Origin of the sequence: Rheinheimera aquimaris, from assembly GCF_020531985.1 — a bacterium.
GTDB classification, from domain to species: domain Bacteria; phylum Pseudomonadota; class Gammaproteobacteria; order Enterobacterales; family Alteromonadaceae; genus Alishewanella; species Alishewanella aquimaris.
In genome coordinates this window covers 668,346-694,083 of record NZ_JAJAVQ010000001.1, presented here as the reverse complement: position 1 = coordinate 694,083, position 25,738 = coordinate 668,346, and the positions used below count along the sequence as shown (strand labels likewise).

Here is a 25,738-nt window from a genome sequence, read left to right as displayed (position 1 = left end):
CCTGAGGAGACTTTTATGTATTTGGAGCATGTAAACCTGGTGGTGTCCGATCTTGATGCCATGCTCAAATTTTACCGCGCCGCTTTTCCGCACTGGCGCATTCGCGACGAAGGCAAAGGCGAGTGGTACGGCAAGCCGAGGAACTGGCTGCATTTTGGCGATGACTATCACTACATAGCGCTAAGCGATCATGGTGAGGGCGCAAACCGCGATCTCGCCGGGCACAGCGTTGGTTTTGCGCACTTTGCCTATGTGACAAATAATCTGGATGCGGTTATCAGCCGCTTGCAGGCCGCCGGTTTTAGCATTGCCAAAAATGGTGCTGATGACCCTTTTCGGAAGAATATTTATTTTGTCGACCCGGCCGGTTTCGAAGTGGAGTTTGTTGAGTATTTAAGTGATATCCCCGCCCAGCGTAATTTAAATCAGGAAAAAGCCCGTCAGGAGGTACTATGAGAATTCTTGCTTTTGCCGCCAGTAATAACCCGCAGTCAATAAATCAGCAGTTGGCCGTTAGCGTTGCGCAGTTACTGCCGCAAGCAGAGGTGACAACCCTCAATATTGATGACTACGAGCTGCCAATTTACAGCGAAAGGCGTGAAATTGAGCTTGGCTCGCCGCCCCAGGTTCAGGCTTTTTTACAGCAAATCGCTGCGGCAGATGGCCTTATCGTCTCTTTTGCCGAACATAACGGTACCTTTACTGCGGCTTTTAAGAACCTGTATGACTGGGCCTCGCGCAGCCAAAAACGTATTTTTCAGCATAAACCAACGCTGTTTCTGGCGGCAGCACCGGGTCCGGGTGGTGCGCAAAGTGTGCTGCAGGCAGCTGTAAAAGCCGCGCCTTTTATGGGCGCAGAGCTTAGCGGCGCTGTGTCGGTGGCGAATTTTCATCAGGTGTTTGATTCGCAGTATCAACAGCTGAAAGACGCGACGCTGTTTATCCAGCTGCAAACCGCAGCGCTGAATTTACAGCAACAGATTTTACAGGCCAAAGCCGCTTAACAGCGGCTTTTAATCTGTATCAGCTTGCTAAATCTTTGCAGATCAAAGGCGTTATGCTGCTGATAAGCTATGCTTTACTGACCAGCTGATAAGCTGGGTGTAAATATCAGTAGCGCGTTGTTGTTATTTTTAAGGAGACACACCCGCCATTTATCCGCTAAACAAAGGAGCTGACAATGAACCTCCACCCTAAGTCCCGCTTTGGTTTTTTCACCACAGTGTTAAGCATGATTGTCGCACTCAGTGCCTGTGATAAGTTGCAGCAAACCGTTGATTCGGCAAAAGAGCCGGTCAATACAGGTGAGCCGGCAGAGGTTGATCAGCCGCTTGGCCATGTTGTCGAGTTTAACGATTTTACGTTGCGGGCGAACGTCAGTCGTGCGTCGGTACTGAACGATGCTATGGCTCAAAAGTACGATATCGCTGTCAGACCAGATTTGGCAGTGCTTAATCTGGTTATTCTGAAAAATAATGCCAAACCGGCAGAGGCGACGGTACAGGCACAGGTGAGTGCTAAACATGAGAATCTGCTTGGTCATACCGAAGACATTACCATGAAACCAATTGAAACCGATGGCTATATCTCTTATGTCGGTACTTTAGATACCAGTTCACAACGGGTATTTCAGCTTATTATCAGTGCCGTGCCGGAAGGCACTGAACAGCCGCTGCAGATGACCTTTGATGTTCAGCTTGACTGGTAGCGCACGGGTCACTGGCAGTAATTGAAAATGTTGCTGTTGGCAGTTAGGCTGGCGTTATTGACAATTGAAAACCGGTAGCCTGTATAAATGGAACTGATACCCGATCTGGACTGGAACATCGTCGTGCTGCATATCCGCGATTTAATTATTGCTTTTGTTCTGGCGTTGCCGATTGGCTGGGACCGCGAAAAGCACGAGCGCACAGCAGGTTTGCGTACCTTTCCGCTGGTTGCTGTTGCGGCCTGTGGTTACATGCTGGTAGGGCTGCAGGTATTAACGTCAACCGATGCTGAAGCCCGGGTAATGGAAGGGATCATTACCGGTATTGGCTTTATCGGTGGCGGGGCGATTTTAAAAAATATGGTCAAAGGCGAAAGTTTTGTCTCTGGTACGGCAACTGCGGCGGCATTATGGTTAACCGGTGCTATCGGTATGTCTGTCGCGACAGGGCGGCTTGAGATAGCGCTAATCTTAAGTATGTTAACGTTTTTCACGCTCAGAATTATGACGCCGGCGAAAAGTTTGATCCGCCCGCCAGAGGACAAATAAAAACCGCTGCATGACATAATGGCAGTCAGTTAAGCTTCTTGCTGCCATCGGTTTGCCCACGCCAACACGCCGTAAACCCAATCCCTGGGGGCTCCTCTCAGCCCGTCCAGGGCTGAGAGGGTTGGCTTAGGGCAAACCGATTCTGCTTAAATGAACAGCATTACTGCATGGCAGCGGTTTTGTCCTTCGTTACCTGCTTACAACCCCAGTTTAGTCGGCATGGCCGGTGCTTTACTGTGGTCAGCTGGTGGGTTGGCTTTAAGCTCGTTCAGCGTATGGGTAATGGCACGCTCTAACTGCACATCTATGCCTTTATTGACCGCTATCGGATCCAGTTCTACCTCGATATCCGGCGCTACGCCTTCGTTTTCTACCCGCCATTCACCATCCGGTGTATAGAAGCGGAAGAACGGCACAACATGGAAACCACCGTCAATCATCGGCGGGTTGGCTGAAATACCAATTAAGCCGCCCCAGGTACGGGTACCTATGGTTTTACCCAATTTCAAACGTTTAAACGCCCACGGCAGGAAGTCGCCGCCTGAGCCGGCATCCTGGTCGATCAGCATAGTTTTCGGACCGTAAATACCACCACCCGGTGTGGTAAAGACTAAACCGTCACGGTCTTTCCAGCTTGACAGGAACTGCCGGCCAAGAATTTCGGTGATGTAATTTGCTGCCTGGCCGCCGCCGTTTTTGCGCTCGTCCAGGATGACGGCCGGTTTATCAGTTTGGGCGAAGAACATGCGGTTGAAGAAGTAAAAGCCGCCATCTGCGGTGTTCGGCAAATAGACGTAAGCGACTTTGCCATCGGTCTTTTCGTTTACCAGCTTACGGTTATGTTCAACCCAGTGCCACAGCCGCAGTTCACGCTCGTTAGCTACCGGCTCAACCACAATATTGCGCTGGTTTTTACCGCGTGCATCATCGGCGATAGTCAGCACAACCTGTTTACCCAGCGTATTATCCAGCAGCGCATAAACGTTATCGTTGCAGCTAAGCGGCTTGCCGTTCACTGCCAGCAGGTAGTCGCCGGATTTTGCACTGGCACCGGGTACATTTAACGGTGCCTGTAAAAACGGGCTCCAGCGATCACCCTGATACACGGTTTTAAACTGATACTTACCATTGCTGATGGTAAAATCGGCACCCAGCAGACCCGCTTTACTTGAGCCTTCCTGATGCACATCGCCACCGCCAATGCGGTTGTGGCCAACCTGCAGCTCGGCAATCATGTCTACCAGCACATCGTTTAAATCTTCGCGCCGTTGCACGTGTTTCAGCAGCGGCTGGTACTTATCGTATATTGCTTGCCAGTCAATGCCGTGCATATTGGCATCGTAGAAATATTCTTTCTGCATACGCCAGGCATCATTAAATATCTGTTGCCATTCATGCGCCGGGTCGATAAAGCTACGCACCTCTGCCAGCGATACGGCTTTGGCTTCTGGCTTGGTTTTAGCGTCACCCACTTCGAGTTTATTCGGCATACTTACCAACAGCAGTTTTTTACCGTCGCTGCTGAGGTTGTAGTTGGCAATACCCTGTTTTACCACTTCAGCTTCTTTTTCTTCAAAGTCAAAGCGATACAAGGTGCTGCTGTTATCTTCATCACTGCCTGGTGGCTCATTGCTGCTGCCCGGCTGCGGATGTTCCAGATAAAACAGTGCGCCATCTTCAGCTACCGCCAAACTGTCGTAGTTACGCTCGGCAACGGGCAGGGCAATAATACGCTGCTGCAAACCAGCAAGGTCAATATCGACTGCTTTAACGGTTTTGTCGGCATCTTTTTCTTTACTGTCTTTTTTGTCTTTGCTGTCGGCTTTTTTTACCGGCTCGTCACCGGTTTTTGGCAACAGCGGCGACTTTCCCTCGCTTGACAGTACATAGGCATAAATCGCTTTACGCACCGGCCGTTCGCGGGTAGATAAATCCAGACCAACCTGAGACGGGCCGGTATTCACCGAGGCGGTAAAATACAGGTAGTCCTGGGTGAACACCGGGTCACCTGCGTGGCTCATGCCATCGGTAATACTAACGGCTTTATTGCTGGTAAAGTCGAATAAGCGGATTTGGCTAAAATAATTGGCGCCTGCTACGGTATAAGCCAGATAGCGGCTGTCAGGTGAAAATGACACGCTAAAGCCATCACGGCGCTGTGAGCTGTCTAGTTTCTGGCTACGTTTAGTGCTTAAATTAAACACATACAGGTTCAGGTGGTTGTCGTGGTAGGCAATCAGGTTGCCGTCCGGCGAGAAACTCAGCAGATTAAAATAGCCACTGTCAGACAAGTCATAGCTTTGTGGTTTGCTTAAGCCGTCTTGAGCCTCCAGCACCAGTTGGTGTTTATTGCCGGCATCGGATATATAAGCTACTTTGCTGCCATCCGGGCTCCATAAGCCGTCGAACTCACGCACGCCACTGCTCTGTGTCAGATTGCGGCTGCTGCCATCTTTTACCGGTACGGTGAAAATATCGCCGCGGGCACTGACGACAATGCGTTGGCCGGTGGCTGACAAACCGGCGCGGGTTAGAGTTTTACTGGCATCTTTCCACTGTGGCCGCTTTTGCGCTGATTGCATTTTTATGTCGACAACAATAGGTGTGCTTTTACCACTGCTAACATCATAACGGTGTAAATAGCCGCCAGCTTCGTACACTATGCTGTCGCCATAGCCTGCGGCGCTGCGTAAGTCCCAGTCTTTACTTTGTGTCAGTTGTTCTACCTGTTTGTTACGGTAGCGAAATAAATTAACCGCCTGGTTATCGCGGTCAGATAAAAAGTACACCGTGTCATCCAGCCAGAACGGGTTAAATTCATTGGCATTAGGGTGCGGGATCTTCTCCAGTTGCTGTTTTTCCAGGTCGATAATCCACACCGGTGGTGTACTGCCGCCGCGGTGCAAACGCCAGCCACTTGGGCCGCTGTAGGCCATATTATTCGGCCGGTACGCCAGTTTGTTACCGCCATTGTTAAGCTCGCCTTCGAAGGCGACGGCTTCCATCAGTTTTTCAGCAAAACCGCCCGTTACCGGCACACTGAACAGCTGATTACTTCGGCTGTTAGCTACTTCACGGTTAGAGGCAAAAATGACGCTTTTACCATCCGGGCTCCAGCCGTTAACAGTGTCGGCACCGGGGTGGAATGTCAGCCGCGTGGCTGCTCCGCCGGCAGTGGGCATCACATAGACATCGGTATTGTTGTCATAGCTGGCAGAGTAAGCAATCCATTTGCCATCGGGTGAGAAATGCGGCGCAAACTCGCTGGCCGGGTGGCTGGTGAGCTGGCGTGGGTTTTTACCGTCTTTATCTGCTATCCAGATATCACCGCCGTATACAAAGGTTAAATGGCTGGCCGATAAATCAGGCTGGCGCAGCAGGGCTGTGCCCTCAGCTGCCATTAATGGCGCTGTCGCCAGCGCACAGAATAGGGCAAGGTAACGTGGTTTAAACATAAAAGATCCCTGTTGTTATGGTTCTGAATCGACAACAAGTAAAGCACATTGCTATAGCGGGGGAAAATGCGATGTTGTAACAGAGCGTGTCAGTGTGGAATTTTTCTTTGCACCAGGGGTCTCAAAGCCAGATATAAAATACCGGAGATAATAATGAATACTAAAGGTTTATTAGATCAGTTGTTTAAGCAAGGTTCTGAGTTGCTGTCCGGTCAGGGCAGCAACACTGGCGCAGCCAAAGGCTTTTTATCCGGCAAAGGTGGTGCCGCACTGGCCGGTGGTGCGCTGGGGCTGCTGCTGGGCAGTAAAAAAGGCCGTAAAATCGGTGGCAAAGTACTGACCTATGGTGGCTTAGCGGCATTAGGCGTAGTGGCGTATAAGGCCTACAGTAACTGGCAGCAGCAACAGAGCAGTGCTGCAGTGCAGCGTGAGCCGCAGCGTGAGCCGCAAACTATAGACCAACTGCCGGCACCCGAGGCGGAGCAGCACAGCCATGCAATATTACGCGCCATTATTGGTGCCGCTAAAGCCGATGGCCATATTGATGATAAAGAGCGGCAACTGATAGACAGCGAAGTTGCCCGCCTGACCAGTGACGATGCGTTGCAACACTGGTTTGATGCTGAACTGAAAAAGCCACTGGATCCGGCAGAGATAGCCAGCAGCGCGGCCACGCCTGAAATGGCAGCAGAGATGTATCTGGCCAGTGTGCTGGTAGTGGATGAAGAGAACTTTATGGAGCGCAGTTACCTCACTGAACTGGCGCGGCAGTTAAAGCTGGACCCGGCGTTAAAAGCCGAGCTGGAGCAGCAGGCCAAACAGGCGGCAGCCGTTTGATAAAAAGAAACACCCGGCCCACCGAGGCCTGTGCTTTTACCCGTCCTTATCACGTTAACAACAGGCTTAGCCGCTGTTTAAACAGACAGCGTTTAGGCCTGAGTTTTTCCACAACAACTTGCGGGTGCAATACCCGCAATTCTCAAGTATCAATTTCGCTACAGAATAAAAATTGTTGATTTACATTTAACTAGCGGCATAAACTGGTGTTGATTTTGTAATTTTCGTTTCTTTGAACGCAATATACGGGTATTGAACCTATGAGTAAGTAGTGAGGTATATAGTTTAATTCCCATGTTCTTATGCACTTAGAATAAGGATGTTAAAATGAAAAGAATTCAATTATCAGTACCATTTTCAGTTGATCTTACAAAAGAGAGTTCTTGGGAAAATTTAAATAGTAGTGGTACCTCATTCGGAATTGTTAGATGTCATTTTCAATTAAATGAAAGGTTGCTTAACGAGCCACACCAAGTTGGAGAAGCATTAGCGGTGTACAAGTCCCCAAAAGGCGTTGGCGCTCAACATGTAATATCTTCTAGTTTTGAGTTAGAGGAAGTTAAGCAAATTAGCTCAATCGAAAAATTTCTCTTTGAGAGTGAGTCAACCGCTACGTTCGCTTCAGAATTAGCTTTAAAAATAGGATTTAATAAAGAAAACTCCATCTCTGGAAAAATAAAATCAGAGCTATCTGAAAAGTTGAAACAAGGTGTTACTAAAAGTTTAGAAATAAATGAAAGTCAAAAAATTAGAGATTCCACTTCTTTTGAAATTACAAATACTATAGACCCAAATGTTACTGCTCCTATAGTTGCTGTGCCTGTTTTTAAAAGAAAATCTTTTGACCTTTTGTTAGGGTATGTTGACTTTCTAAGAGTCGATTACGAGAGAGACATGCTTTGGCTCAGAAGGAAGTCAAGAAAATATCCACGGATTGTGGATTTTAATAATCACCCTAACAGGATCGAATTTGGGATTCCGCTTGCAACTATTAAATATTGGGAGTTTTTACCCAAAAGTTCAGTTCTGATGTTGGAGGATGAGCATATTGTTCAAGTTGAAAACTCTGAGCAGTTAACAATCGAACCTCCTCATTGTGAGAAAAGAAAGTTTGTGAAATTTCCAGATGTTCCGAGTTTATACCAAATAGCAAACGCTGCTTTTCCAAAAAAATGGATTCTAAGAAAATCACCGACCAATCAATGGACAGAAGATATGTTGAAGAATATTGAACTAGATGAAGTGAAAAAGGCTAATAATGGGTGGTGGCGAAAATATGGGAAAAATAGCTAAAAAGCCAATTAACTAACTCGCGTTTCTCACTCGGGTGCAAACACGCTGGACCTTTTCGCTATTTCGCTAAACGTGCTTGCCCCTGTTTTAGTGTGTTAGAGGAAGTCCACTACATTGCAACACCTTGCTCGCCTTTTGCACGAGCTGCCGGCTGAATATTAAAAAAAGGAGTTTGAATGAAAAAGTTGATTATTACTTTGATGGGGCTGGTATTTTTTAGCCCTACTATGTTAGCTGATAATTTTGACTACGATGCATTCGTTAAAGCGTATTACGAGGCAGAGGTAAAGACACAGCAACCGGATGCGACTGCAGAAGACCTGGAGCATTATTTATCTTTTCTTACCGACGATGTCGGTAATCAGCATTTCCCCAATGCGCCCGATGATTCGCGCGAGCCGGACGGTAAAGCCCTGATGCGTAAAGGGATGAGCCGCTACCTTGGTATTCACAGTGAATATAAGGCGGAGCTTATTGATTACCAGCATGGTTACAATGCAGTAGCTATTAAGCATAAGTTCTCAGCAAAAGGTAAGCGTTCAGACGGCTCGGATTTTAGCTACAGCAAAGTCGCGCTGGATGTGCTTGAGCTTGAAAACGGCAAAGTGTCTGTTATCCGCCGCTACAGCGAGTAACTGAAACAATAAGCCAGCGCAGCTGCCAGTACCCTGTGCTGGCAGGTTGCCTGCAGCAATCGCTACAAAACACCACCGTTGACAACCAATAATCCGTTTTTACACATGCTCCGTATAGTTATCTGTGTGTCACGGCTTGCAATACTTTTTTACAAATCTTCATATAAGTTTTATCTAAGTTTTATTCCGATTGGTAAAAAATGTGCTATTTTACTGCGGTTACATCGTAAATCCGCTACTTATATCGCTCATTTTATTGCTCAATTTGCCGCGCAATTGTGCGTCAGCCTGGCTGATGCAGAGATCGCCGGTCAGCTAAAGGTGCTTTTATGACAAGAACGTCATTTTATTCCCGCGCAGCATTAACCTCTGCCTTGCTATTGTCAGTATCAGTATTAACCGCCTGTTCAGATCCGTCTGCAAGCGCCGAAGGGGCAGCTGCCGGTGGCATGCCGCCAGCGTCGGTTAATGTGCTGACGGTTAAACAGCAAAGCGTACCTTTACTGATTGAAACGCCAGCATTACTGGCCGGCTCGCGTGAAGTGGAAATACGGGCGCGGGTGTCGGGCATTGTTGAGAAGCGTAACTTTAATGAAGGCGCAAAAGTTGAGGCCGAACAATCATTATTCAGCCTGGATGCGGCCACTTTCGAGGCGACTGTTAACCGCAATAAAGCCGAACTGGCTGCGGCACAGGCGCGTCAGGCACAGGCTGAGCGCACCTTAAAGCGGCTGGATAAGCTGCGTAAAGACGGTGCAGTGTCACAACAAAGCTTAGATGATGCGTTGTCTGCAGTTGATGTGGCCAAAGCCGATGTCAAAACCGCTGAGGCCATCTTACAGCAGGCACAGGTGCAGCTAAATTACACTGAAGTGCGCTCGCCGATTAGTGGCGTGGTAAGCCGTGAACTGGTGTCTGAGGGCAGTCTGGTATCCGGGCCAGAGGTGTTGCTGACTTATGTTACCCAGCTGGACCCGATGTATGTGCGTTTTTCTGTGGCCGAGCGCGATCAGCTGCGGCTGAGGGCTGAGGCACAAAGCGGTAAGGTAGATTTGCCTAAGCAGTGGCAGGTTAAAGTGCTGCTGGCCAATGGTGATGTGTATAACCAAACCGGTATTGTCGACTTTTCTGATGTACGTATTAACACCCAAACCGGCACCAGCGAAATGAAAGCCGAAATTGCCAACCCTGACGCGCTGCTGCGCCCGGGCCAGTTTGTCCGTATTCAGTTAGAAGGCGCAGTGCGCCACAACGCGATAGTGGTACCGCAAAAAGCCGTGCTGGATGGCGGTACCGGCAAGTTTGTTTATGTAATGGCCGATGGCGAGCATGGCGGCAAGGTGGCTATGCCGGCGCCGGTTGAAGTGGGCGAGTGGGTAAAATTAAATGGTGAAAATGGCTGGGTGATCAAAAGCGGCTTGAAAGACGGCGATGTGGTCATTGTTGAAGGCATGGCGCGTATTTTCTTCCCTGGCATGCCGGTGCAGCTGGCACAAGAGTCAGCAACTAAAGGCTAACAGGCAAGGATAAGTTTATGTTTTCACGCTATTTTATCGACAGGCCGATCTTTGCTTTTGTTATCGGTATTTTTATCTGTCTGGCCGGGCTTGCTGCTATGCGCAGCTTACCGGTTGCGCAGTACCCGGAAATTGCCCCGCCGGTGGTTCAGGTTATGGCGGTATACCCCGGTGCGTCATCTGAAGTGTTAGAGCAAACCGTGGCAGCGCCACTGGAAAATGCCATTACCGGTGTGGAAGGTATGATGTATATGTCATCTACCTCTACCAGCTCTGGTGTTACCACTATCTTTATTACCTTTGAGATTGGCACTGACGTAGATCAGGCGGCGGTAAACGTTAATAACCGCGTCAGTAAAGTAGAGGCCCGCTTGCCGGAAGAAGTACGCCGGCAGGGTATTACGGTAGAAAAGGGCTCTTCGAGCTTTTTACAGGTACTGGCGTTTTACTCACCTGATGGCAGCCGCGATGATTTGTGGACCTCTAACTATGTGACGTTAAACGTACTGGATAGGTTAAAACGGATACCGGGCACCACTAACGTACAGATTTTCGGCGCCAAAGATTACGCGATGCGGATTTGGCTGCGCCCGGATCAGATGAGCCAGCTTAAAGTCACAGTGCCAGAAATTGCCGCCGCGTTAAGCGAGCAGAATGCCCAGTTTGCGGCCGGTAAAATTGGTGCGACACCAACCGCGGCTGATGCGCAGGAAATGGTGTACACGGTAACAGCGCAGGGGCGTTTTTCCACGGTAGAAGAGTTTGAGAATGTTATCGTCCGCGCTAACCCTGATGGCAGTACGCTAAGAGTTAAAGACATTGCCCGGGTTGAGCTGGGGTCTCGCGATTACGACTTCCTTGGCCAGTACAACGGCCAGTCTGCTACGCTGGTGGGTATTTTTCTGCAGCCGGGTGCCAATGCACTGGACGTTGCGGCAGAGGTTAACGCCACTATCGCCGAGCTGAAACAACGCTTCCCCAGCGGCTTGGCGCAGGCCACGCCTTACGACACCACGCGCTTTGTTGAAGTGTCAATTCGTGAGGTTATCAAAACGCTGGCCGAAGCAATGCTGCTGGTGTTTCTGGTGGTGTATCTGTTCTTACAGAACTGGCGTGCGACGCTTATTCCTATTCTGGCGGTACCTATTTCACTGCTTGGTACCTTTGCCGGTTTGTACATGCTGGGCTATTCCATCAACACGCTGACGCTGTTTGGTATGGTGCTGTCGATTGGTATCGTGGTGGATGATGCCATCGTGGTACTGGAAAACGTAGAGCGTATCATGCACGAAGAGCATGTATCAGCACGTGATGCCGCCATTAAAGCCATGCAGGAAGTATCCGGCCCGGTAGTCGCTATTGTGATGGTGTTGTGTGCGGTGTTTGTGCCGATTGCGTTCTTAGGCGGCTTAACCGGCGAGCTGTTCCGTCAGTTTGCGGTCACAATCTCGATTGCCGTCAGTTTGTCCGGCGTAGTGGCCTTGGTGATGACGCCAGCGCTGTGTGTGGCGATTTTACGCCATGAGCACAAGCAAACAGCGAAGTTCTTCCTCTGGTTTAATGATTTCTTTCAGCGTATTACCGGCCGTTATGTGTCGACAGTAGGCTTTTTCCTGCGTCGTGGCTTGCTGGCGTTAGTGCTGGTCGGCGGCATGATTTTTATCACTGCCGGGCTTTGGAAAGCGACACCGGGTTCACTGGTGCCGGATGAAGATCAGGGCTTTTACATTGCCGCCATTTTCCTGCCCGATGGTGCCTCGCTGGAAAGAACCCAGAAGGTTACTGATGAAGTGGTGGCGGCTATCCGTTCAAACAGCGCGAATAAAGACATTATCAGCTTTGCCGGCTTTGACTTTATCGGTGGCGGCTATAAGAACAGTGCGGCAACGATTTTCGTCACGCAAAAAGACTGGAGCGAGCGCGATATCAGCGCCAGCGACCTGGTCAACGAGCTGTTTATGAAAACCGCCGGCATTAATGAAGCTTTAGTACTGGCGTTTAACCCGCCACCGATCTTTGGCCTGGGTAATACCGGGGGTTTTGAGTTTTATCTGCAAAACCGCGGTGACGGTGGCCCGGAAAAGCTGGCACAGGCGATGGGCATTATGCAGGGTGCTGCAGGACAAAGTCCGGTTTTAGCTGGCGTACAAACACTGTGGCGGCCTAATACACCTCAGCTGAAGGTCGATTTAGATCGTGAACGCGCCAAAGCGCTGGGCGTGCCGGTAAACGATGCCTTTAATACACTGGCAGGCACTTTAGGTACTTACTACGTCAATGACTTTAATAAGTACGGCCGTGCCTGGCAGGTACTGATGTCGGCGGATGCACAGTTTCGGATGAAGCCGGAAGACATTAACCACATTTACGTTAAAAGCAGCAGTGGCGAAATGATCCCGATGTCCGCGCTGGCGAATATTCAGTACAGTTCAGGCCCGGATAACATGGAACGCTACAACAACCTGCCAGCGGTAAAACTGTTGGGTAATGCCGCACCTGGCTACAGTTCCGGCCAGGCAATTGCCGAAGTTGAACGTATTGCCAATACCATGCTGCCGCCTGATATCAGTTACGACTGGACCGGCAGTGCCTTTCAGGAGAAACGTAGTGGTGGTACCACCGGCATTGCGCTGGGGATGGCGGTTGTGATGGTGTTTTTAATTCTGGCGGCGCTGTATGAAAAATGGTCGCTGCCACTGTCGGTACTGCTGGCAATGCCTTTTGGTATTTTCGGTGCGCTGGTGGCGGTGTGGATAGCCGGTTTAACTAACGACGTTTACTTCCAGATTGGTCTGGTAACGTTGCTCGGCCTGGCAGCGAAGAATGCCATTTTGATTGTTGAGTATGCGCTGATGAAATCGCAGCAGGGCTGGTCTACCGGCACAGCTGCTTTGGAAGCCGCGCGGCTGAGGTTCAGGCCGATTATTATGACGTCACTGGCGTTTATTCTGGGCGTAGTGCCGCTGGCATTTAGCAGCGGCGCTGGCGCTGGTGCCCGTCACAGTGTAGGTACCGGTGTTATGGGTGGTATGATGGCTGCTACCTTCCTGGCGGTATTTTTTGTACCGCTGTTTTTCTTCTGGCTATCAGAGCGGCGTATCCGGGAGTCACGCTCTAAGCAGGAGCTGGCAGCCGAGATTGCTGAGCATCACAGGCAGGAACATCTGGATACCAAAGAGGGGTTACTCTAACCACTTGCTCCAGCAGCACGGTGTACTTTGTTTGACCAAATGGCGCTGCCTTATGCTAAGGTAGCGCCATTGTTTTTTCTGTCGTTGCCTGTTTATGCAAACCTCTGACAATAATAAAAAATCCCTGTTTGGCCCGGCAACCTTAGTTACTGCTGCCTTTATTGGTCCTGGCACTGTGGTGACCGCCTCTCTGGCGGGGGCCAACTTTGGTTATGCGCTGATCTGGGCGCTGGTATTTTCTGTTGCGGCCACCATGATCCTACAGGAGATGGCAGCACGCCTCGGTATTGTTACCGGCCGTGGCCTGGGAGAGAACCTGCGTCAGCTGGTGCAGAACCCGCTGCTACGCTGGCCGTTGTTGTTATTGGTTGTCGTGGCTATTGTGATTGGCAACAGCGCCTATCAGGGCGGTAATATCAGCGGTGCAGCCCTGGGTGCTGATGCGCTGTTTGCTGATAGTGCCGCTGTAATGCAATGGAAAAATTACAGCTCGGTCAACCCCTGGGCGTTATTACTCGGCTTAGTGGCGGCAGTGGTGTTGTGGTTTGGCCAATACAAGCTGATAGAGCGCTGCCTTATCGCGCTGGTTATTCTGATGAGTTTGGCCTTTATCGGTACTATGCTGCTTACCCGCCCGGATCTGGCGGCGCTGCTTAAAGGCGCGTTTTGGCCGGCTATTCCAACAGGTGCTGTACTCAGTGTTGTGGCATTAATCGGCACTACGGTGGTGCCGTATTCGCTGTTTTTACATGCAGCGGCAGCAGCACAAAAATGGCCGCACAACAATGTAGCGCCGCAGGTGGCTATCCGGGCAGCAAGGCAGGATATTGCTGTTGCGATACCGCTGGGCGGCCTTATCTCCATTGCTATTGTGTCAACCGCGGCGACGGCTTTTTTTGGCCGTGAACAGCAGCTGGATAATGTGGCCCAGCTGGCTCAGGCACTAACACCAATGTTTGGCAGCGCCGCGACCTGGTGTCTGGCATTGGGGCTGATGGCGGCCGGCTTGTCATCAGCCATTACGGCACCGCTGGCGGCAGCTTATGCGCTGGCCGGCGTGCTGAATAAACCGCTTGATTTAAAGCAGTCGGTGTTTCGTGCCACCTGGATCTTTATTGTGCTGTGTGGGGTAGTGTTATCATCGCTGGGTATCCGGCCAGTCAATGTTATCTGGTTTGCCCAGGTAGCCAACGGCATTTTACTGCCGCTGATTTGCCTGTGTTTATTGCTGGCGATGAACCATAGCGTGCTCGGACAATATCGTAATAACCGCTGGCAAAACGGCTTGGGTTTAGTGGTGCTGCTGGTCAGTTTGCTGCTAAGTGGCAGAAGCCTGGCGCTGGCGTTTGCATTGCTTTAAACGCACCTTAACTGTAGAGCGGCTGGTGTGCCTGTAATGGTAAACGCCTGAATGCCGCAGATGCTATGCGATAGCGTAAAGGTTGTTTGTTCGCTGCCAGTATAGGCCAGTGCTGTTTGGGGCCATCTAACCAGTCAGGGTGCTGCATCATATCCAGCTTGCTGTGAAAATACGCTGACAGCGTGCCGACATCCCGCCAGTAATGCGGCAGGCTTTGCTCGCCGGGCAACTGGTTCGTGCTGAAATCGTATACACACGCCAGCTGTTGCCCGCATATTTGGGGCAGTAGATGATGGCCAAAGTCGTGATGGCAAGATAGGTCAAGCTGTTCTAACTGCTGGCACAGGTAGCTGGCGTCAAACAGATAGTTACCCATTGATGCCAGTGCGTAGCCAGGGCGCTCCGGTATAGTTGGAATGTCAGCTTGCGGCTTTTCACAAAACTTAACGATGTGGTGCTTTGCATCAGTACTGAAAATACCAAATTGCCGTGCCAGGCTAAGTGGCACCGCTACAGCACTAACGGTGACAGCAGCCTGCTGGTTAAGATGAAACGCCAGCATCTGCCGGTAATCCATTTTGTACACATGATCTGCACTTAATATCGCAATCACATCCGGGCGGTAGTCACGAATGACACTCAGCTGATGCGCTACTGCACCCGCCGTACCCTGATCGGCATCAGCTGGAGCCCTGCACAGCTGCAAAGCGCCTGAGCTGGCAAATAAAGGTTGCCAGTATTGCTGCAGATGCCGGTGTAAGCTTGCAGGCTGATATTGTGTCAGTACCAATAACTGATTAAAACCAGAGTGGTACAGATTGCTTAAAACAAAGTCGATAATACGCCGACGACGCACGAAGGGCAGGGCCGGCTTGGCCTGCTTTAACGTCAGCGGTTGCAACCGTTTACCGGCACCGCCGGCCAGAACGATGCTGAGTACTCTGCACATGTTCGTTACCTGCAATCTAGGTTTGAACATAAAATGTACAGCATGATAAAAAAGCAAGCTTGATATGTATCAAACGAAATTATGATATCGGGTAAAAGCGCCTTAGCAGGCGCTATCAGGGCTATTACTCACCGATGCGGGTACGTATTTCATTAACCAACGGGGAGGCTTCAAAGCCATTTGACTTGGCCCAACCCACATAGTCAAATTCAGCCAGGGTTTTCGATGGCATTTGTTTCACGATAAAAGTACCAGACTCATAAGCGTCGTTGCGGATAGCAAACTGCAACATATTCTCGTTATTGCATTTGACGCCGTCATAAATATTGCGAACGTTTATTTTGTTATCGGTCAGCATTTTGCGTAACTGGTTGCGGTTATCTTCTTTCAGGTAGCCACACATACTGGCAGCCAGTTGGTCATCGTTTGCACAAACAGTATGGCTTAGCGTTAATGCTATAAAAGAAACTAACAATTTTTTCATAACCCCTCCCAGGGTATGGATTAAGATCTGCACAAGTATAGTGCGGCTTTCATCACAGGGTTAACTTAGCTGTAAGATTATGGCTGAATATTTTCAGTTGCTTAGCAGGTTTAGTCATATAACAGCGTTATACTACGCAAAGCGGTAGCCCGGTGTGCCGGGCGCGGGTAGCAGGAGATAAGATGTCTACGCTGGAATATATGTTGTTAATGTTATTGCTGGTGGCGAGCAGTGCTTTTTTTTCAATTTCAGAGATAGCGTTGGCGGCTTCACGCAAAATGCGTCTGCGGCTGATGGCAACAGAGGGCAACATTAACGCGGAAAAAGTGCTGGCTTTGCAGGAACATCCGGGTAACTTCTTCACCATAGTACAGATTGGCCTGAATGCAGTTGCTATTTTGGGCGGTATTCTGGGCGAATCTGCGTTTACACCTTATTTCAGCTCTGTGCTGGCCATGTTTTTCAGCGGGCATTGGGTGGCAAATGCGGCCTTTGCGCTATCAGTGTTTTTTGTAACATCACTGTTTATCCTGTTTGCTGATTTAATGCCCAAAAGGCTGGCGATGATTTCACCTGAGCAGATTGCCATCCGCGTGGTGAATCCAATGCTGTGGCTTATCACACTGCTTAAACCCTTTGTCTGGCTGTTTAACAGCCTGGCCAATGCTTGCTTCAGCCTGTTTAATGTACCGACGATGCGTAAAGATGACATCACGCCGGATGACATTATTGCGATGATGGAAGCCGGTGCCCAGGCTGGCGTGCTGCAGGAGCATGAGCACCAGCTGCTGGAAAACGTGTTTGATATGGAGTCCCGTACTGTTACTTCGGCAATGACTGCGCGCGAAAGCCTGATTTTTTTTACCACCGATGAGTCTCAAGACAATATTAAAGCCAAGATAGCCGAGCATCCGCATGCAAAGTTTATAGTGGTTGACGGTGTGCTGGACAGAGTCGTGGGCTATGTGGATACGCGCGATATTTTAATGCAGGTGTTACATGAGCAGCCGATATCACTGAAAAAAGAGGGCATAGTGCGCTCGCCACTGATTATTCCGGATACATTGTCATTGTACGAAGTGCTGGAGCATTTTAAGTCTGCCGGTGTCGATTTTGCCATTATCATGAATGAGTACGCGCTGGTGGTTGGTATCATTACGCTAAAAGATGTGATGAGTATTGTAATGGGCGAGTTGGTTAGCTCAGAGGAAGAGCAAATTGTCGCCCGCGATACGAACTCCTGGCTGGTTGAAGGCCTGACCCCGTTGCAGGATGTGATGCGGGTGCTGGATATAGACAGTTTCCCCAACCCGGAAAACTACGAAACCATTGCCGGCTTTATGATGTATACACTGCGCAAGATCCCCAAACGTACCGACTTTGTGTTGCATGGCGGCTATAAGTTTGAAGTAGTTGATATCGACAGTTACAAAATTGACCAGTTGCTCGTTACCCGCGTAGCAGCGCCGGAGAGCATAGAAAAGGCATGAGAACCGCCAGCAGCTTAAGGCTGCTGGCTATCGTCGTTGTCAGATTGTACCGGGGTGGTGGCAAGCTCAAGCATTTTATCGCGAAAGCTGTTCAGTCCCTGCATCACCAGTCCATAGGTTTTGTCGACGCCGCTTTCTACTTCACCTTCGTAGACTTTCAGGCCCTTTAAAATGTCCTTGGCATCGGTAAAGCCTTTTTCGATGCCGCCACCTATGACCTTTAGAAAACTATCGAGGGTTTCCTCTTCTGATTTACCCGGGTTCAGCTCTTTGTAACGGCTGTAAAAACCGGTAGCGAAGGCTACTATGCGTTCAGCGGTCGCTTCCGGCGATGTATCAATACCGGAGTCATAAATTTTTTGGGCGGCATTTTCGCCCAGCACCGGCTCCAGCTCTGCGTTAATGCCTTCCAGTGCCGTTTTATACAATAAACTTAACGAATCATTGTTACTGCGCAGCGACACCTGCTCGTTAGCACGCAGTATCGCCGTGTTCTGTGCCTGGCGGGCCTGCTCTGCACGATCTTTTCCAGTCAATTGCTCAGACGCTTTAGTATTGCTGGCCGGTTGTTTTGCTACGCCACCCAGTGGCGAATTGCTGCCGGAGGTAATAGACATAATGCCGCTCCTGTTTAAATATCAGTATATTTAGTATAACCCGTAGCCGGTTATCGGCCGCTTCTGCTTAAACTTTAATCATTTTTCAGCATGAATAGCCTGTTTTAATTTACCCCGGTATAAATGGTACGCCAGCGTTCCGGCACGCAACGCCATAAACAGCGTCATTGCAGCCCAAAGCGCATGGTTTTCATGTTGTTGCAGCAACCAAAAGCAGCCAGCGAACCCCAAGAGAGCAATAAACATGCTGTTACGTAGCAATGCGCCTTGAGTCGCACCGATAAAAATACCATCGAGCAAAAAGGCCCAGCTGGCAATCAAGGGAATAACTATCATCCATGGCAGATAGCGCGCCGCTTCTTGCTGCACCGTATCTATGCTGGTAAGTAATGCCACTAACTGGACGCCAAAATTCGCATAACCCAGACTGAAAAGCACTGACAGCAGCAGACACCAGCATGACAGCAGGCTCAGGAAGATGTTCAGATCAGCATTATTTCTGCTGCCGATGGCATTGCCCACCAGACTTTCTGCGGCATAAGCCAGACCATCAAGCGCATAGGAAACCAGCATCAGAAAGCCAAGCAATACCGCATTGGCGGCAAGAGTATCATCGCCAAAAGCAGCTCCCTGAAACGCAATAAATACAAAGACCGCCTGCAGGCACAGGCTACGCAGGAAGATATCGCGGTTAAGAGACAGCAGTGGCAGGGCGCTGCTCAGATTTAACTTTAGCTGCCGTAGTTGCTTAAAAATGTCGTAGCCGGCACTTTGTCGTAACAAATAAAGCCCCAGCGCTAATGTTGCATAGTCGGCAATGACTGATGCGGCCGCAACACCGGCGGTATACCAGCCCAAAACCAGCACAAATAACAAATCGAGAATGATATTTACCGCGTTACCAAACAGCAGCAGCCACATAGGTGCACGGGCATTTTGCCGGCCCAGAAACCAGCCCATCAACACTAAATTGACCAGCGTTGCCGGGGCGCTCCAAATCCGGACACTGAAGTAGAGCTCAGTTTGCTGTAGTACTGCCGTGCTGGCATCACTGAAATAAAAACTGAGTGTAATCACCGGCCATTGCAGCAACAGCAGCAACGCACTTAACAGCAGTGCCAGCAGTATGCCCTGTTGCAGGCCCGGCACTGTAGCTGCATCGCCGCCCCGGCCGTAGGCTTGTGCTGTTAGTCCTGTGGTACTCATACGCAAAAAGCCCAGTAAAAAGTACAGCAGGCTGATAATGCTGCCACCCAATGCGACACCGCCCAGATAATGTGGCTCAGGTAAGTGACCAACCACAGCGGTATCAACTAAACCCAGCAAAGGCACACATAAGTTTGACAGCACCATAGGCAGCGCGATTAACGCTATTTGTCGCTGTTTTTGCCAAAGGGCGCTGCGTTTGAGCATATATTTAATCCGTTACCGCTAAAACGCTGATAATACACGCTGTATTAATGTGCTGCGACCTCGTTTGTATAACGCGGCGCCGGTATAATAATCGCAATTGTGTTTAGCGGAAGCCGCCGGGTGATTGAATATAAAAGTGCTGCTTTTTACCGGGCAACCTTTGCGCTTTGTCTGGCTGCCGTTGTGGTATTTGCTAATTTGCATTTGCTGCAGCCATTGCTGCCGGTATTAAGCCGGCAGTTTATGTTAAGCCCGCTGCAAACCAGCTGGGCTTATGCCATCGGCACTTTGTGTCTGGGCTTATCATTACTGGTATATGCTGCGTTGTCAGATGCTTGGGGGCGCAAAAAGCTGCTGCTAGTTACGCTATTTGGTATGACATTGAGCACCCTGGCACTGACTCAGGTTGAAAGTTTTAGCACTTTATTGTTCTGGCGGGCAGTGCAGGGTATTTTTCTCGGCGGCCTGCCCGCTGTGGCGATAGCGTATATGGGGGAGGAGTTCAGTAAACCGGCGCTCGTCGCAGCGGTAGGGTTTTATATCAGTGCGAACTCCTTAGGTGGCATCAGCGGAAGACTAATGGCGGGAGCGCTGGCAGATCTTGGTCACTGGCAATGGGTATTCTGGCCGGTTGCGCTGCTTGGTGTAATAAGTTGTGTGTTAGTCTGGCGCCATTTACCGCCGGCAAAGCAGTTTGTCGCTAAACCTTTTGTGCTGCGTCAGGCGCTGGCAGACAACCTGTATCATTTACGTCAGCCTTTATTATTGCTGACTTACCTGATTGGCGGACTCAGCTTTTTCATTTTCCTCAATCAATATACCTACATTGCCTTTGTGTTATCCGATGCGCCTTATCATTTATCCAGTTTCTGGATTGGGTTGCTATTTGTAACCTATTTCACTGGTACTGTCGGCTCTGCCATTTCCGGAAAAGTGGCAACAAAACTGGCCGCGCCTTTGGCGATGGGGCTGGGCGTGCTGATTGTGATGCTGGGTACCTTGCTTACCCTCAGCAACCAGTTATGGCTGATAGTGGCAGGTTTCTTTGTCAACGCCTTTGGTTTTTTTCTGACCCATTCACTGGCCAGTAGCTGGGTTAACCAGTGCGCGACCCGGGCTAAAGCCAGTGCCAGCGCACTTTATCTGGTGTTTTATTATGTTGGCGCCAGTACCGGCGGTATTTATTTGCAGCCATTCTGGCAGTGGCTGCAATGGTCTGGTGTGGTGATAGGGGCCTTACTGATGTACAGCCTGACATTGGGTCTGTGTTTTTGGTTGTGGCGACGCGCTAAGCGTCTGCAGTTGTGTTAGTTCAATTGCGGTTAGCTGGCGTAGCTGTCCTGGCGCAAGCTGGCCAAGGCTTAGGTTATGCAGGCGGATACGCTTTAGTGCTACGACGCGGTAGCCTTGAGTTTTACACATATAGCGTATCTGCCGGTGCAGGCCCTGTGTCAGGGTGATGGTAAACTGCTGCTGGCTGTTGCGGCTGACCCTACATGGACGCGAATGATATTGTGTAGTGCCCAGTTGCCAACTGACACCTGACGCCAACGCCTTAATAAAGGCTTCGCTGATAGGCTTATCAGTATCTACCAGATAGGTTTTTTCGTGATAAAAGTCGGGGTGCATCAGCTGCTGGCTAAGCCCGCCATCGTTAGTTAACAGCAATAAGCCGCTGGAGTCTTTGTCTAACCGTCCTACCGCAAATACGCGCTCTGGCAGGGTTTTCAGCAGCTGATACAGACTGGCCGGATCCTGCGGGCGATTATTGCAATCTATGCCGACAGGTTTGTGGTACAGCCAATATTGGCGTGGTGGCAGCGCCGGTAAAGGCAGGTCATTTATCAGAATGTCATCGCTCTGGTTGACCATGTCAGTATGTAGCGCGGCTTTGCCATTGCAGTGTACTTGCCCGGCGCTGATCAGGCGCTCTGCTGCGCGGCGAGAGCAGTAGCCGCTTTGTGCAATCCATTTAGCTAAACGGTGTCGGGGAGTATCTGATGACATACTTAGAGGTCTGTTTCGTTAAAACGCCAATAATAACCGATAAGGCGCAGAATAATCATCAGCTTGTAACACAACTGCGGCATGATGTTTGTGCCTGCTAAGGCAAATCTGTTCCTCCTCGTTCTTTGTTTATACCGGGCCCTGGTGCCCGGTTTTTTTTATTTCTTTTTATACAGATGCATTCATAAAAGTATCGTTTTGCTGTCATACAAATGACGCAAAAAGCCGGCACAATGCTCCGCGTTATACCTTCCTTCCTGGATTATTGACACTATTTAGTGGCGCGGGAGTTCGCTCCCGCTTTATTTTCCCGCAAAAAAATTCACAGCGCATTTAAACCTTTCGTTTTACCCTGTCGACTAACCACACAAATCAGATAGTTATTAAACGATTTAAGGGCGTTTATGGCAATGGAGATTGCACAGGCAGTCGCGGCGGCAAAAGAAGGTGATAAAAAAGCGTTTTATCAGCTTTATCAGCAGTTTGTCGGCAGGGTGTATGCCATATGTTGGCGATTGCTGGGGAATAAGCAAAAAGCCGAAGATGCCAGCCAGGAGATTTTTATCAAAGTGTGGCAGCAATTACCGGCGTTTCGCGGCGACAGCAGTTTTGGCACCTGGTTACATACCATAGCGACGCGTACCGCAATAGATTTATGGCGTCAGGATAAGCACTTGCGGCTAACCGACAGTAGCGACGAGCAGCCGGAGCTGGCCGACGTGGCAACAGAGTGCAGCAGCAGCGCTGCGCCGCTGGAGCAGGCAATACAGCGATTGCCCGCCCAGGCCAGAGCCGTATTTGTGTTATTCGCGCTGGAAGGCTATCAGCATCAGGAGATTGCTACCATGCTCGGTATTGCCGAGGGGACATCCAAAGCACAGTATTTTCGTGCCAGACAACTGTTACAGGAGTGGCTAGCAGATGAATGAGCAACAATTAGACAAAGCAATCAGCGCCTTAGCACCAGACATAATGCCAGAGCGTGACCTGTGGGCAGGTATTGAACAGCAACTGGCTGAGCGGTCGCCGAAAGCTAAACCGGTGTTGTGGCATTGGGCCACGGCTGCCATGCTCGGCCTGGCATGTCTGGTTAGCTGGCAGCTGGCACTGTTGCCGGGTACATCAGGCAGTACCCAGGCCAGTATGCCGACTGCTGAGTTGATGCTGCTGCAGGTATATGAAACGCAAAAGGCCAATCAACTTAGTCAGACCGTTGCTATTGCAGAAGGGTTTGATAACTGGCAGCAACAGTTACAGGTGTGGGATCAGGCAATTGCTCAGGTTCGTCACGCCTTACAGTTTTATCCGGATGAACCGCAGTTGTTAGCGCAATTGCAAAGCTTATATCAACAGCAACTGGCGTACATTCAGCGCGCCACTTTGCAACAACCTTTAGTCATGAGTTAGGAGAGTATTATGCAAACAGTAAGCAAAACCTGGGTTAGCGGCCTGGCCGCAGTATTGTTCTTAGGTATCAGCCAGCTTGCGTTGGCTGACGATAGACAAAGCGTCAATGAAAACCGCAGCGTCAGTGCCAATGAAAAAATCTATATTGAAGTGATGAGTGGTGAAATCAAAATTAATGCGGTCAGTAGCGGCAAATTCAGCGTTGTGGGTAAGCTGGATGAGAAGGCTACCGGTTATACCTTAGATAGCAAAGATGGTTTTACCCGCTTTGAAATGACCATGCCACGCCAGGTTAATTACAACTGGAAAGATAAAATTAACGCCGCTGAGCTGAGCTTTGAGGTGCCAGTTGGCAGCTCGGTAGAGTTTAAAGGCGTAAATGGCAACGTTACTGTGGTAGGTATTCATGGCAGTAGCCAGATTGGCACGGTAAATGGTGATATAACAGCTACCGATTTGCGTAATGAAGTTGCGCTGAACACGGTAAACGGTGAAATCAAACTAAAAGGAGGTAGCGGTAAAGTCGAGTTGAGTTCAGTCAATGGCAAAATAGATGATGAAGGTTCAAGCGGCCGTATAAGCTACGATGTGGTAAATGGCAAAGTAAAAGCTAAAAGCAAAGCCGATGAAATCAGTGTCAGTACCGTCAATGGTGATGCCGAACTGGAACTCAATGGTACCAAACAGCTGAAATTGAGCACTGTTAATGGCGAGATCGACGCCAAACTACGTGGTGTGGCTCAGCCCCGTGTCAGCGGCAGCAGTGTCAGCGGTGATATCGAGCTGAAGCTGGAAACAAATGTCAGTGCCCGTTTTGATATCAAAGCATCAGCCGGTGGTGATATCGACAATAAGCTCACCAGCGACAAAGCCAGTAAAGCTAAATATGGCCCGGCACGCAGCCTGCAATTTAGTACAGGTAGTGGTGATGGCAGTGTCGAACTGAGTACTGTCAGCGGTGATATCGAGCTGGATAAGCTGTAACGCTGAGATTGACAAAAGTCCTATGACAACAAAGGCCGCTGCAGCGGCCTTTGTTGTTTCTGGCAAAAAATGGTACAAGATTTGTCTGCCTGACTGCAATTGTCTGTATGGCAGAAACCGGGGACTAAAATAACATTGAGGAGGCTAAATGGAAGGGATGTATCTGGGGTGGGGAACGTTAGCACTGATTAATGCCGCGCTGGCAAATATAGATGGGCGTAGCCCACTGCTCTACCTGCTGGGGTCGATGTTGTTTGGTCCTTTGGTCACCCTGGTTCTGGCTGTAACCCGGTATGACTCAGAAAAGGGCACAGTATTCAGCGACCTGATTTATGGTCAAAAGTACAATAAAGCTGTCACGCCGGGTTCTTTTCCGGGTTGGTTGGCAGCTTTTGCCTTCGCTGGTCTGATATTACTGGCAGCTTATGTCATCTGGGGCTGAGCGCCAGTTTTTGTAAAATGCGCTGCAGTGAGCTGACGAGCTTGCTGCAGCGATTCAGTTAAGCGCGTTAATCTGCTAAACTCTGCGCGCCTTTTACCAGCCTCAGAAGAAGTGAAGATGACTCTTGCAACTCAGGTTCTGGCGGTCAATGACGATCTGCCAATTCGTACAGATTTACCGGTGCACTCCGGCAAAGTGCGCAGTGTTTACTGGCTGACAGCCGAAGACAGTGCTCGGCTTATCCGTGAGAAAAATTATCCTGTAGCGTTAGATACGCCGCTTGCAATTATGGTAATCAGCGACCGTATATCGGCTTTTGACTGCATATGGCATGGTGAAAATGGCCTGAACGGGGTGCCGGGTAAAGGCGCGGCATTAAATGCGATATCCAATCACTGGTTTTCGCTGTTTAAACAGCATGGCCTGGCCGACAGCCATATTCTGGATATTCCGCACCCGCTGGTGTGGATAGTACAAAAAGCCCGGCCGGTTAAAATCGAGGCCATAGCCCGCCAGTACATCACCGGCTCTATGTGGCGCGCTTACAGTAAAGGTGAACGCGAATTCTGCGGCATAACGCTGCCGGAAGGGCTGCAAAAGGATCAGAAATTGCCTGACATTCTGATCACGCCTTCTACCAAAGGGATATTGACCGGACTGGACGGTGTGCCAGAGGCAGATGACGTCAATATTTCGCGTGCTGATATCGAGCGGCACAGTCAGGCGTTTGGCTTTGAACAGGTAGCAGATATTGACCTGTATGAAACTTTGCTGAAACAGGGCTTTAGTGTGATCAGTGACGCGCTGTCTGCGTTGGATCAAATGTTTGTCGACACCAAGTTTGAATTTGGTTACGTCAAAGATGCACAAGGCAACAGCAAACTGATTTATATGGATGAGGTGGGAACACCTGATAGTTCCAGAATTTGGGATGGCGCCAGCTGGCGCGATGGCAAAATTGTTGAGCAGTCTAAAGAAGGCTTTCGTCAGTGGCTGCTGAATCATTTCCCTGAGCCGGATATTCTGCTGAACAAAGATCGGATGCCAGAGCGCGCCGCATTGGCCCGCGACAACGCCTTGCCAACAGAGGTGATGATGGATATTTCCCGCACCTACCTGGGAATTGCCGAGCGCGTAGTGGGTCACAAAATTAGCTTGTCAGCCGATCCGAAGGCAGAAATTATCGCGGTATTAGATCAGCAGTACGGCCTTATCGCCAAATAAGCCGGTCGGCTGCCTTGTCATTGCCAGATGCCAGTAGCTCCACCTGCTGGCATCTGTATTTTCAGCCTGGCAAATTTGCTTTTACCGCAACGGATGTAATTAATTCTTCCTGTTTGTAATCAAACGTAACCAACTGTTTATTTTGGTTAATTCACATGGTGTTATCAGCATGAAGT

The 25,738-nt window shown here is 49.8% G+C and carries 23 protein-coding genes; 17 read left to right on the top strand and 6 right to left on the bottom strand.

Features of this window, described 5'->3' with window-relative positions; translation table 11 throughout:
* Window positions 1–15: 15 nt before the first annotated feature.
* The 4 genes from LHL18_RS03090 to LHL18_RS03075 all read left to right on the top strand — a co-directional run bounded on the left by LHL18_RS03090 (window position 16) and on the right by LHL18_RS03075 (window position 2,257).
* On the top strand, window positions 16–456 hold the full coding sequence (locus LHL18_RS03090; RefSeq protein WP_134054090.1) for a VOC family protein: 441 nt from the start codon (window positions 16–18) through the stop codon (window positions 454–456).
* The gene (locus LHL18_RS03085) at window positions 453–1,004 is read left to right on the top strand and encodes an NADPH-dependent FMN reductase (protein WP_226765715.1); all 552 of its coding nucleotides are present in this window, start codon (window positions 453–455) and stop codon (window positions 1,002–1,004) included. Before LHL18_RS03090 ends, LHL18_RS03085 begins: the two co-directional genes overlap by 4 nt.
* A 176-nt stretch (window positions 1,005–1,180) precedes the next feature.
* Window positions 1,181–1,708 (top strand): DUF4426 domain-containing protein, encoded by a 528-nt coding sequence (locus tag LHL18_RS03080; RefSeq protein ID WP_226765714.1) that lies wholly within the window; start codon window positions 1,181–1,183, stop codon window positions 1,706–1,708.
* Between the two features lie 87 nt (window positions 1,709–1,795).
* The gene (locus tag LHL18_RS03075; RefSeq protein WP_226765713.1) at window positions 1,796–2,257 is read left to right on the top strand and encodes an MgtC/SapB family protein; all 462 of its coding nucleotides are present in this window, start codon (window positions 1,796–1,798) and stop codon (window positions 2,255–2,257) included.
* 197 nt (window positions 2,258–2,454) lie between these two features.
* Here the strand turns inward: LHL18_RS03075 and LHL18_RS03070 are convergent, their stop codons facing one another.
* Window positions 2,455–5,712 (bottom strand): S41 family peptidase, encoded by a 3,258-nt coding sequence (locus tag LHL18_RS03070; protein ID WP_226765712.1) that lies wholly within the window; start codon window positions 5,710–5,712, stop codon window positions 2,455–2,457.
* 153 nt (window positions 5,713–5,865) lie between these two features.
* Here LHL18_RS03070 and LHL18_RS03065 point away from each other — a divergent pair, with 153 nt between their 5' ends.
* The 6 genes from LHL18_RS03065 to LHL18_RS03040 all read left to right on the top strand — a co-directional run bounded on the left by LHL18_RS03065 (window position 5,866) and on the right by LHL18_RS03040 (window position 14,545).
* Window positions 5,866–6,549, top strand: a complete 684-nt coding sequence (locus tag LHL18_RS03065) for a tellurite resistance TerB family protein (protein ID WP_226765711.1) — start codon at window positions 5,866–5,868, stop codon at window positions 6,547–6,549.
* A gap of 327 nt (window positions 6,550–6,876) precedes the next feature.
* Window positions 6,877–7,842 (top strand): hypothetical protein, encoded by a 966-nt coding sequence (locus LHL18_RS03060; protein WP_226765710.1) that lies wholly within the window; start codon window positions 6,877–6,879, stop codon window positions 7,840–7,842.
* 176 nt (window positions 7,843–8,018) lie between these two features.
* Complete coding sequence (locus LHL18_RS03055) at window positions 8,019–8,477, top strand: nuclear transport factor 2-like protein (RefSeq protein ID WP_226765709.1); 459 nt, start codon at window positions 8,019–8,021, stop codon at window positions 8,475–8,477.
* 329 nt (window positions 8,478–8,806) lie between these two features.
* A complete protein-coding gene (locus LHL18_RS03050) occupies window positions 8,807–9,994 on the top strand; it encodes an efflux RND transporter periplasmic adaptor subunit (protein WP_226765708.1) in 1,188 nt (395 codons plus the stop codon).
* A 17-nt stretch (window positions 9,995–10,011) separates the two neighbouring features.
* The gene (locus tag LHL18_RS03045; protein WP_226765707.1) at window positions 10,012–13,185 is read left to right on the top strand and encodes an efflux RND transporter permease subunit; all 3,174 of its coding nucleotides are present in this window, start codon (window positions 10,012–10,014) and stop codon (window positions 13,183–13,185) included.
* A gap of 94 nt (window positions 13,186–13,279) precedes the next feature.
* Window positions 13,280–14,545 carry an Nramp family divalent metal transporter gene (locus tag LHL18_RS03040; protein WP_226765706.1) on the top strand — a complete coding sequence of 422 codons (1,266 nt, stop codon included), beginning with the start codon at window positions 13,280–13,282 and terminating at the stop codon, window positions 14,543–14,545.
* 7 nt (window positions 14,546–14,552) lie between these two features.
* On the opposite strand, the gene LHL18_RS03035 is transcribed toward LHL18_RS03040, so the two are convergent.
* Window positions 14,553–15,494, bottom strand: coding sequence for a sugar phosphate nucleotidyltransferase (locus tag LHL18_RS03035; RefSeq protein ID WP_226765705.1), 942 nt, complete (start codon window positions 15,492–15,494; stop codon window positions 14,553–14,555).
* 124 nt (window positions 15,495–15,618) lie between these two features.
* Entirely contained in the window at window positions 15,619–15,978 is a 360-nt protein-coding gene (locus LHL18_RS03030; RefSeq protein WP_134054112.1) for a DUF3718 domain-containing protein, read from the bottom strand.
* A gap of 182 nt (window positions 15,979–16,160) precedes the next feature.
* Here LHL18_RS03030 and LHL18_RS03025 point away from each other — a divergent pair, with 182 nt between their 5' ends.
* Window positions 16,161–17,468: a hemolysin family protein gene (locus LHL18_RS03025; protein ID WP_134054114.1), complete on the top strand. Its 1,308-nt coding sequence runs from the start codon at window positions 16,161–16,163 to the stop codon at window positions 17,466–17,468.
* Window positions 17,469–17,482: 14 nt separating this feature from the next.
* Here LHL18_RS03025 and LHL18_RS03020 read toward each other — a convergent pair whose 3' ends face one another.
* Together LHL18_RS03020 and LHL18_RS03015 are read right to left on the bottom strand one after the other, a co-directional pair.
* Window positions 17,483–18,085: a DUF5610 domain-containing protein gene (locus LHL18_RS03020; RefSeq protein WP_226765704.1), complete on the bottom strand. Its 603-nt coding sequence runs from the start codon at window positions 18,083–18,085 to the stop codon at window positions 17,483–17,485.
* A gap of 78 nt (window positions 18,086–18,163) precedes the next feature.
* The gene (locus tag LHL18_RS03015) at window positions 18,164–19,498 is read right to left on the bottom strand and encodes an MATE family efflux transporter (protein ID WP_226765703.1); all 1,335 of its coding nucleotides are present in this window, start codon (window positions 19,496–19,498) and stop codon (window positions 18,164–18,166) included.
* A gap of 120 nt (window positions 19,499–19,618) precedes the next feature.
* Here LHL18_RS03015 and LHL18_RS03010 point away from each other — a divergent pair, with 120 nt between their 5' ends.
* Window positions 19,619–20,809 (top strand): MFS transporter, encoded by a 1,191-nt coding sequence (locus LHL18_RS03010; RefSeq protein WP_134054121.1) that lies wholly within the window; start codon window positions 19,619–19,621, stop codon window positions 20,807–20,809.
* Here the strand turns inward: LHL18_RS03010 and LHL18_RS03005 are convergent.
* Window positions 20,735–21,505 (bottom strand): pseudouridine synthase, encoded by a 771-nt coding sequence (locus LHL18_RS03005; protein WP_226765702.1) that lies wholly within the window; start codon window positions 21,503–21,505, stop codon window positions 20,735–20,737. The genes LHL18_RS03010 and LHL18_RS03005 overlap by 75 nt on opposite strands.
* A 404-nt stretch (window positions 21,506–21,909) precedes the next feature.
* Between LHL18_RS03005 and LHL18_RS03000 the strand changes: the two genes are divergently transcribed.
* The 5 genes from LHL18_RS03000 (at window position 21,910) to LHL18_RS02980 (ending at window position 25,562) form a co-directional block, all read left to right on the top strand.
* Window positions 21,910–22,434, top strand: coding sequence for an RNA polymerase sigma factor (locus tag LHL18_RS03000; RefSeq protein ID WP_226765701.1), 525 nt, complete (start codon window positions 21,910–21,912; stop codon window positions 22,432–22,434).
* Window positions 22,427–22,912, top strand: a complete 486-nt coding sequence (locus tag LHL18_RS02995; RefSeq protein ID WP_134054127.1) for a hypothetical protein — start codon at window positions 22,427–22,429, stop codon at window positions 22,910–22,912. The genes LHL18_RS03000 and LHL18_RS02995 overlap by 8 nt, the downstream gene beginning before the upstream one ends.
* 9 nt (window positions 22,913–22,921) lie before the next feature.
* Window positions 22,922–23,896 carry a DUF4097 family beta strand repeat-containing protein gene (locus LHL18_RS02990; protein WP_226765700.1) on the top strand — a complete coding sequence of 325 codons (975 nt, stop codon included), beginning with the start codon at window positions 22,922–22,924 and terminating at the stop codon, window positions 23,894–23,896.
* Between the two features lie 148 nt (window positions 23,897–24,044).
* Entirely contained in the window at window positions 24,045–24,338 is a 294-nt protein-coding gene (locus tag LHL18_RS02985; protein WP_226765699.1) for a hypothetical protein, read from the top strand.
* Between the two features lie 117 nt (window positions 24,339–24,455).
* Window positions 24,456–25,562 (top strand): phosphoribosylaminoimidazolesuccinocarboxamide synthase, encoded by a 1,107-nt coding sequence (locus LHL18_RS02980; RefSeq protein ID WP_134054131.1) that lies wholly within the window; start codon window positions 24,456–24,458, stop codon window positions 25,560–25,562.
* Window positions 25,563–25,738: the final 176 nt, after the last annotated feature.

Excerpts from the sequence above, each read along its gene's own strand:
- LHL18_RS03090 (WP_134054090.1), top strand. The coding sequence starts at position 16 with ATGTATTTGGAGCATGTAAACCTGGTGGTGTCCGATCTTGATGCCATG.
- LHL18_RS03085 (WP_226765715.1), top strand. The coding sequence starts at position 453 with ATGAGAATTCTTGCTTTTGCCGCCAGTAATAACCCGCAGTCAATAAAT.
- LHL18_RS03080 (WP_226765714.1), top strand. The coding sequence starts at position 1,181 with ATGAACCTCCACCCTAAGTCCCGCTTTGGTTTTTTCACCACAGTGTTA.
- LHL18_RS03075 (WP_226765713.1), top strand. The coding sequence starts at position 1,796 with ATGGAACTGATACCCGATCTGGACTGGAACATCGTCGTGCTGCATATC.
- LHL18_RS03070 (WP_226765712.1), bottom strand. The coding sequence starts at position 5,712 with ATGTTTAAACCACGTTACCTTGCCCTATTCTGTGCGCTGGCGACAGCG.
- LHL18_RS03065 (WP_226765711.1), top strand. The coding sequence starts at position 5,866 with ATGAATACTAAAGGTTTATTAGATCAGTTGTTTAAGCAAGGTTCTGAG.
- LHL18_RS03060 (WP_226765710.1), top strand. The coding sequence starts at position 6,877 with ATGAAAAGAATTCAATTATCAGTACCATTTTCAGTTGATCTTACAAAA.
- LHL18_RS03055 (WP_226765709.1), top strand. The coding sequence starts at position 8,019 with ATGAAAAAGTTGATTATTACTTTGATGGGGCTGGTATTTTTTAGCCCT.
- LHL18_RS03050 (WP_226765708.1), top strand. The coding sequence starts at position 8,807 with ATGACAAGAACGTCATTTTATTCCCGCGCAGCATTAACCTCTGCCTTG.
- LHL18_RS03045 (WP_226765707.1), top strand. The coding sequence starts at position 10,012 with ATGTTTTCACGCTATTTTATCGACAGGCCGATCTTTGCTTTTGTTATC.
- LHL18_RS03040 (WP_226765706.1), top strand. The coding sequence starts at position 13,280 with ATGCAAACCTCTGACAATAATAAAAAATCCCTGTTTGGCCCGGCAACC.
- LHL18_RS03035 (WP_226765705.1), bottom strand. The coding sequence starts at position 15,494 with ATGTGCAGAGTACTCAGCATCGTTCTGGCCGGCGGTGCCGGTAAACGG.
- LHL18_RS03030 (WP_134054112.1), bottom strand. The coding sequence starts at position 15,978 with ATGAAAAAATTGTTAGTTTCTTTTATAGCATTAACGCTAAGCCATACT.
- LHL18_RS03025 (WP_134054114.1), top strand. The coding sequence starts at position 16,161 with ATGTCTACGCTGGAATATATGTTGTTAATGTTATTGCTGGTGGCGAGC.
- LHL18_RS03020 (WP_226765704.1), bottom strand. The coding sequence starts at position 18,085 with ATGTCTATTACCTCCGGCAGCAATTCGCCACTGGGTGGCGTAGCAAAA.
- LHL18_RS03015 (WP_226765703.1), bottom strand. The coding sequence starts at position 19,498 with ATGCTCAAACGCAGCGCCCTTTGGCAAAAACAGCGACAAATAGCGTTA.
- LHL18_RS03005 (WP_226765702.1), bottom strand. The coding sequence starts at position 21,505 with ATGTCATCAGATACTCCCCGACACCGTTTAGCTAAATGGATTGCACAA.
- LHL18_RS03000 (WP_226765701.1), top strand. The coding sequence starts at position 21,910 with ATGGCAATGGAGATTGCACAGGCAGTCGCGGCGGCAAAAGAAGGTGAT.
- LHL18_RS02995 (WP_134054127.1), top strand. The coding sequence starts at position 22,427 with ATGAATGAGCAACAATTAGACAAAGCAATCAGCGCCTTAGCACCAGAC.
- LHL18_RS02990 (WP_226765700.1), top strand. The coding sequence starts at position 22,922 with ATGCAAACAGTAAGCAAAACCTGGGTTAGCGGCCTGGCCGCAGTATTG.
- LHL18_RS02985 (WP_226765699.1), top strand. The coding sequence starts at position 24,045 with ATGGAAGGGATGTATCTGGGGTGGGGAACGTTAGCACTGATTAATGCC.
- LHL18_RS02980 (WP_134054131.1), top strand. The coding sequence starts at position 24,456 with ATGACTCTTGCAACTCAGGTTCTGGCGGTCAATGACGATCTGCCAATT.